This window comes from Marinobacter sp., from assembly GCF_041690615.1.
In the GTDB taxonomy this organism is placed as follows: Bacteria; Pseudomonadota; Gammaproteobacteria; order Pseudomonadales; family Oleiphilaceae; genus Marinobacter.
The window spans coordinates 83,305-89,447 of sequence record NZ_JAWLGY010000017.1; the positions used below are offsets into that span (position 1 = coordinate 83,305).

The window sequence follows — 6,143 nt, forward strand, 5'->3', positions numbered from 1 at the left end:
TTGTCGCGGGTGCAACCGGTTCGCTATAGTGATTCTAAACAACGACAACAATGTCTGCTGATGAGGGTTCTGTTATGAACGATATGACCGCAGGCGCCCGTGATCGCGCCAGTTTCTCTGACATGAAAGAAGGTACCCGGGAAGACTGGGAAGTGATCGGTGGCTGCTTCCGGGAATTCGCCAAGGGGCATCCTGACCGTATCCTGGAACACCTGAAACTGCTGGGCGGGGATTTCGGCGGCTTCAAGGTGGACCGCCTCACTCACTGCCTGCAGACCGCCACCCTGGCCCACCGGGACGGCAAGGATGAGGAATACGTGGTCTGTGCCCTGCTCCACGACATTGGAGATACCCTGGGCACCTTTAACCACGCGGATATCGCAGCTGCAATCGTCGAGCCGTTTGTGTCCGAGGAAAATCACTGGATGGTCAAGCACCACGCCATCTTCCAGGGCTATTATTTCTTCCACCACCTCGGCATGGACCGCAACCTGAGGGAGCAGTACCGGGACCACCCCTATTACGAGCGTACCCTGGAGTTTGTCAGCAAGTACGACTCCCCGGCATTTAATCCGGACGGTGAAATCCTGCCGCTGGAGTTCTTCGAACCCATGGTGCATCGCGTGATGGCCAAGCCGAAGCGCTCACTGTACAAGGCGGTTTCCGAATAACCCGGAACAGCGAGTCTGCGACTCCTCACCGCGCAGACAGCTGGAATGGAAAAGGCCCGGTCAGAGCTTCTGGCCGGGCCTTTCCTGGCTCAGGAGACGTGTTCAGGCGATCTGCAATAACCGCAATAACTGCGGACGATGCCGGTCCGGCAACACATCTTCCAGTGTGTACTCATCCAGCGCTTCGAGGAAGGCCTTCAGGGCGTGGGCAAAGGCGCCCTTGAGTCCGCACACCGGTGTAATGACGCAGTGGCCTTCCGAGGAAAAACACTCCACCAGGTCCAGGTCCTGCTCGGTTTCCCTCACCAGCACGCCTATGTTGATGGTGTTCGGTTCACGGTGCAGGCGCATGCCACCACTCTTGCCCCGGACCGTTTCGATATAGCCTTTCTTGTTGAGCTGGTGCACCACCTTCATCAGGTGGTTCTTGGAGATCTGGTAGCTATCGGCGATCTCCTGGATCGTGGCGAGCCGATCCCGCTGCATGGACAGGTAGATCAGCACTCGCAATGAGTAATCGGTGTAACGGGTAATGTGCATCTGGGACTCCTGAACCCTTGTTTTTCAGGGAATAATCCCTGACATTTCATGCTGTCGGCCGGGTAAAGAGAAAAATGACCAGGCCGGAAAAAAACAGTCCTGTGATTACCAGGACCACTGGCGGTGACTGCCACCACCACAAGAACGCCCAGCTGGACGCCAGTAGTATTGTCGCCAGCCACTTTGCCGAAAGAGGCACCGCCTGTCTCTCGTGCCAGTCACGAATCAGCGGGCCAAACCGTGCATGGTTATGAAGCCAGCTTTCAAACGCCGGTGAGCCCCGGCTCGCGCTCCAGGCCGCCAGCAGCACAAAAGGCGTCGTGGGGAGCAGGGGCAAGACGATGCCCGCAACTCCCAGACTCAGACTGATATACGCAAGCAACCGGTAACCGGTTTTGCCCATATTGGTTATCTCCGTCCCCTGCCCTGACAACATCATCGTGCCACTACCAGATATACACACAAGGTTGACCGAGGATGCCTGTATCGGAAGGAACATGCCTGTGACATTCCGTCGCAAAAGCAACCAGTTTACCGCAACTCAATGGACGGGTCTGCCCAGAGAATAAAGAGAAACCAGCCTTGTGACATAGGAGAGCTTCAGCGTGGTCGCAATAATCAGTGTGCCGATATGGGCCCCGATCTGGGCCGGCATTGGCAAACTGCTCGCCAGTGGGTACGCGAGCACAACGGTGACAACCACCGCCAGCACACTGGCCAGCAGTGCCCCGTTAGCGAACTTCAGAAGACGCTCCATCAGTTGACTGTCTGCCATGCTGCCCCCTCTTTAACATTTATTTTCAATGAATGTATTAAAGCCCATTCTTCAGTAATCTTCAAATTAAATACATCTTATCGCAAGCAGGACGGTTTTCGCCCGCCCAACACTGTCCGGTCGCTGAGGCTATCACCACGAACGCAGGCCGACCCTTCAGGCAAGGGAATACTCCCGGGGGGGTATCGGATTCGGGCCCCAGGTTTGCCATACTTGGGCTACGCTTGTTGATACACCTCGATTTACCACAGGACAGGAAAGCAGACATGCCCGAATCCAGGTTGACCGACCGCTTTGGCCGCACCGTGAATTACGTGCGCCTGTCTGTCACTGACCGGTGTGATTTCCGCTGTGTGTACTGCATGGCGGAGGACATGACTTTCCTGCCCCGCCAGCAGGTGCTGACCCTCGAAGAAATCGCCCGGGTCGCCCGCACCTTCTCTGACCTGGGCACGGAAAAGATCCGCCTTACCGGTGGCGAACCACTGGTCCGCAAGGATATTCTCGAACTGGTGAAAGAGATTGGCAGCTATGGTCTGCGGGACTTTGCCATGACCACCAACGGCAGCCAGCTGCCGACCATGGCGGAAGACCTGCGTCGCGCCGGGCTGCACCGCCTCAATATCAGCCTGGATTCCCTGGACGAGGACAAGTTCCGCCGCATTACCCGTACCGGTCGCCTGTCACAGGTAATGGATGGCATTGACGCCGCCCGGGAAGCGGGCTTCCGGGGCATCAAGCTCAACACCGTGGTACTCAAGGGCCGTAATGACGAGGAAGTGCCGGAACTGGTCGACTTCGCCCGTCGCAAGGGTGTGGATATTACGTTTATCGAGGAAATGCCCCTGGGCCAGATCACCGAGCACGACCGGGGTGAAGCCTTCTGCAGCAGTGACGAAGTCCGGGACGTGATCCGCCAGCACCACGACCTGGTGCCAGCCACAGAGGACTCCGGTGGTCCGGCGCGCTATTACCGCATGCCTGGCAGCAAGACGCGGGTTGGCTTTATTTCACCCCACTCCCATAACTTCTGCGCCACCTGCAACCGGGTACGTGTCACCGTGGAAGGCCGGCTGCTCCTGTGCCTGGGTAACGAGCACTCTGTCGACCTGCGCCGTGTCCTGCGCGGCAACCCGGTCAGCGATGACAAGCTGCAACAGACCATCATCGACGCCATGGACCTGAAGCCCGAGAAGCACCACTTCGACCTCAACGGCGATGTCCAGATCCTTCGTTTCATGAACATGACCGGCGGCTGAACGTTCACGCCGCCCGGTTTTCCCATCGCAGTGCCACCGCCCGGGCATCATCCAGCGTGCGGGCGTAGGTCAGCGCCCCAGTCTGCTTACGCACCCCGGCTCGCCGCAACTTCACGATAATCCTTGCCGGCAGCCCGGCGAAAATCAGGCTGACACCCTCGCGCTGCATTTCTTCCATCAGTGACCGCATGGCCACAAGGGCCGTGCCGTCCATGCTGGGCACATCGTGCATATCCAGAATCACAGTACGAACGTGTGGGTCCACCACATGCAGGGAACGCAGTGCTGTCTCCGCGACCCCGAAAAACAGGGGACCATTGATATCGTAGACCACTACCGAGTCCGGTAGGCCGTTCAGCGAGGGGTGGTGCTCCGCACCGGCGGGCTCGGTGTGCGTGAGCAGGGCCATGCGCCGGATAAACAGGGCCGCCGCCAGCCCGACGCCTACCGCCACCGCCAGCACCATGTCGAACAAGACTGTCAGGCCGAAGCAGGTAATCAGGATAACCACATCCCCCGCCGGTGCCGACCGCAGGGTATGGACGAAGTGCCTCGCCTCACTCATATTCCAGGCAACGATGAACAGCAGTGCCGCCAATGCCGCCATGGGCACCAGGCCAAGCACCCCCGCCAGCACCACCACCGATAGCAGTACTACGACGGCGTGCACCAGTGCGGCCACCGGCGACCGCGCCCCACTGCGAATGCTCGTGGCGGTACGGGCCAGCGCCGCGGTCGCGGTAATACCACCAAACAGGGGCGCGGCAATATTCCCCAGGCCCTGCCCAATCAGCTCCGCATCCGGGTCATGACGGGTCCGGGTCAGCCCGTCAGCTACCACCGCGCACAGCAGGGACTCAATGGCTCCCAACATGGCAATGGCAAAGGCTGGCCCCGTCAGAGACCGGAACAGGTCAAAACTCAGTACAAGGGGCTGTCCGTCCGGCCCCGGCAACTGCCAGGGAGCCATCAACGTGGGCAACACCGGCGGAATACCCTGGCCGGACTCGCCCCCGGCCTCCCAGGTGAAGCGGGAAGCAATGGTCTCCACAGCCTGCGTACCCTCGCCACCAAACACGGCGTTCACTCCCCACGCCGCAAAGCCGCCGACAACCAGCCCCACCAACGGTGCCGGCACCGGTACACCCAGTTTGGGCCAGAGCAGCATAACGCCCAGAGTGAATACCCCGATGCCAAATTCAAACGGTTCCAGTGTCGGAAAGGACGACAGGATAATCCCGATGTTCTCGGTAAAATGCTCCCCCATGGGCCCGGTACTCAGACCGAGGAAATCCGGCACCTGCAGCATGGCAATCACCACGGCAATGCCGGCAGTAAAGCCCAGCACCACCGGATAGGGAACAAACTGGATCAATCGTCCCATACGGGCCAGCCCGAGGGCCACGAGCAGCAACCCTGCCATCATGGTGGCAATCAGCAGCCCACCCAATCCGTACTGCTGGACAATGGGAAAGAGAATAACCACAAAGGCAGCGGTCGGACCGGACACGTTAAACCGTGCCCCCCCGGTCAGCGCGATGATGGCGCCGGCAACAATCGCCGTATACAGACCGTGCTGGGGCGGCACGCCGGTGGCGATGGCCAGCGCCATGGACAGGGGCACCGCTACCGTTCCCACCGTCATCCCGGCCATCACATCCTGCCGCAGCTCCGCCGCCCCGTAGCCTTCCCGCCATGCCCCACGAAGCCCGGTGGCGATACCGGGGAGACTGACCGGAAACCGTTGACGCGCCATGGCAACCCCCCTGTCAGATGCAGGCACCCGGCATAAGCGGGCCGGACACCCAGTAATTCGAAAGCAAACTATGTTAATAACATTAACATATGGTTATTATGGCTCGCAAATGAATCGGCTGGACTCCGTATTGCCGGAATTAGCCAAAAATATTAACATTTAATGTTAATAGAACAGACAGGAGACGAGTAGTGGAAAAGAAGACGGCGCGGCTGACCCTGCTGATCGACCCGAACAAGAAGAAGGCGTTCGAGCAACTCTGCGCCTCACAGGACCTGACCCCGTCACAGGTGGTGCGGCAAATGATCCGTGAGTACCTGCGGGAGCATGGCGTAAGTTATGACACGGAAGGGAAGAATTCGGAATCTTGAGCAGTTTGGTTCAAACGTGATTAACCATTGCTCAATGCCAAACGAGGCAACCTAGCCCAGCCCGAATACGGACAGCACTGAGGCCCGGGCTCAGTGTCCCTGGGGGCTTTCAGAGCAGGGGCATGGATGCCCCGGAAGCGTTGGGGTGGCAGGACGCCCCTCCAACGCGGCGGCGAAAGCCCCCAGGGGCAATGAGCCGCCACCCAAACCCGCAGGCCTGAAAAAACAGGCCCGCGAATCAACCCTCAAAACAAACACTACATGGAATGAGAACCACCCATCCCGGACGACACCCCACCCCCGGAACTCAGATGCTCCATAGTCACATCCGCAAAGGCCACAACCTCCCCCCCGAACTCCGAGGCAAACGCCTCAGCTGCTGACTCCTCAGCAAAGGACGCCAGGGTAGGCCCCATGGCACCGGTACGCTCCGACCCGACCACATAGAACGCCTCGCGAGCATCAATCAGGGCGGTATCGTCAGGGTGATCCCAGTCTGTCTCGGCCATGTCATGCACATACAGCACATGGTCACGTTTAACGTTCTCCGGCTGCAGAACCCAGGAAAACATATCCTTGGTGGAGCAGAATTTGCGAACCTGCTGCTCCTTGCCGGAAATTGACTCCCCCTTGGGCCCCGGGAACCGGGTAATCACCATACCGCAAACATGGCACTCATCCCCGGACTCGAAATGAACCGCATCAGGCTTCGCCTGGGCGGTTTCCTCCGACCCGGAACAGGCCGCCAGAGCAAGGGAAAAAGCCAGAACC

8 protein-coding genes are annotated in these 6,143 nt (G+C 59.3%); 3 read left to right on the plus strand and 5 right to left on the minus strand.

The window, feature by feature from the left end:
• Positions 1 to 74: 74 nt before the first annotated feature.
• On the plus strand, positions 75 to 671 hold the full coding sequence (locus ACESMZ_RS12845) for an HD domain-containing protein (RefSeq protein ID WP_372956608.1): 597 nt from the start codon (positions 75 to 77) through the stop codon (positions 669 to 671).
• 102 nt (positions 672 to 773) lie between these two features.
• Here the strand turns inward: ACESMZ_RS12845 and ACESMZ_RS12850 are convergent, their stop codons facing one another.
• The 3 genes from ACESMZ_RS12850 to ACESMZ_RS12860 form a co-directional block, all read right to left on the minus strand.
• The gene (locus tag ACESMZ_RS12850; RefSeq protein ID WP_372956607.1) at positions 774 to 1,211 is read right to left on the minus strand and encodes an RrF2 family transcriptional regulator; all 438 of its coding nucleotides are present in this window, start codon (positions 1,209 to 1,211) and stop codon (positions 774 to 776) included.
• A 46-nt stretch (positions 1,212 to 1,257) separates the two neighbouring features.
• Positions 1,258 to 1,614, minus strand: a complete 357-nt coding sequence (locus tag ACESMZ_RS12855; protein WP_372956606.1) for a YbaN family protein — start codon at positions 1,612 to 1,614, stop codon at positions 1,258 to 1,260.
• 138 nt (positions 1,615 to 1,752) lie between these two features.
• Positions 1,753 to 1,986: a hypothetical protein gene (locus ACESMZ_RS12860; RefSeq protein WP_372972728.1), complete on the minus strand. Its 234-nt coding sequence runs from the start codon at positions 1,984 to 1,986 to the stop codon at positions 1,753 to 1,755.
• Between the two features lie 266 nt (positions 1,987 to 2,252).
• On the opposite strand from ACESMZ_RS12860, the gene moaA reads away from it, so the two are divergent.
• Positions 2,253 to 3,245: a GTP 3',8-cyclase MoaA gene (gene moaA / locus ACESMZ_RS12865; RefSeq protein WP_372956604.1), complete on the plus strand. Its 993-nt coding sequence runs from the start codon at positions 2,253 to 2,255 to the stop codon at positions 3,243 to 3,245.
• 4 nt (positions 3,246 to 3,249) lie between these two features.
• Here moaA and dauA read toward each other — a convergent pair whose 3' ends face one another.
• Positions 3,250 to 5,001, minus strand: a complete 1,752-nt coding sequence (dauA, locus tag ACESMZ_RS12870) for a C4-dicarboxylic acid transporter DauA (RefSeq protein ID WP_372972729.1) — start codon at positions 4,999 to 5,001, stop codon at positions 3,250 to 3,252.
• Between the two features lie 191 nt (positions 5,002 to 5,192).
• Here dauA and ACESMZ_RS12875 point away from each other — a divergent pair, with 191 nt between their 5' ends.
• Positions 5,193 to 5,372 carry a ribbon-helix-helix protein, CopG family gene (locus tag ACESMZ_RS12875; protein WP_372972730.1) on the plus strand — a complete coding sequence of 60 codons (180 nt, stop codon included), beginning with the start codon at positions 5,193 to 5,195 and terminating at the stop codon, positions 5,370 to 5,372.
• Positions 5,373 to 5,629: 257 nt separating this feature from the next.
• On the opposite strand, the gene ACESMZ_RS12880 is transcribed toward ACESMZ_RS12875, so the two are convergent.
• Positions 5,630 to 6,139, minus strand: coding sequence for a nitrous oxide reductase accessory protein NosL (locus tag ACESMZ_RS12880; protein WP_372972732.1), 510 nt, complete (start codon positions 6,137 to 6,139; stop codon positions 5,630 to 5,632).
• Positions 6,140 to 6,143 lie beyond the last annotated feature (4 nt).

Bases quoted from the DNA above. Each gene is read 5' to 3' on its own strand.
- ACESMZ_RS12845 (WP_372956608.1), top strand. From the start codon at position 75: ATGAACGATATGACCGCAGGCGCCCGTGATCGCGCCAGTTTCTCTGAC.
- ACESMZ_RS12850 (WP_372956607.1), bottom strand. From the start codon at position 1,211: ATGCACATTACCCGTTACACCGATTACTCATTGCGAGTGCTGATCTAC.
- ACESMZ_RS12855 (WP_372956606.1), bottom strand. From the start codon at position 1,614: ATGGGCAAAACCGGTTACCGGTTGCTTGCGTATATCAGTCTGAGTCTG.
- ACESMZ_RS12860 (WP_372972728.1), bottom strand. From the start codon at position 1,986: ATGGCAGACAGTCAACTGATGGAGCGTCTTCTGAAGTTCGCTAACGGG.
- moaA (WP_372956604.1), top strand. From the start codon at position 2,253: ATGCCCGAATCCAGGTTGACCGACCGCTTTGGCCGCACCGTGAATTAC.
- dauA (WP_372972729.1), bottom strand. From the start codon at position 5,001: ATGGCGCGTCAACGGTTTCCGGTCAGTCTCCCCGGTATCGCCACCGGG.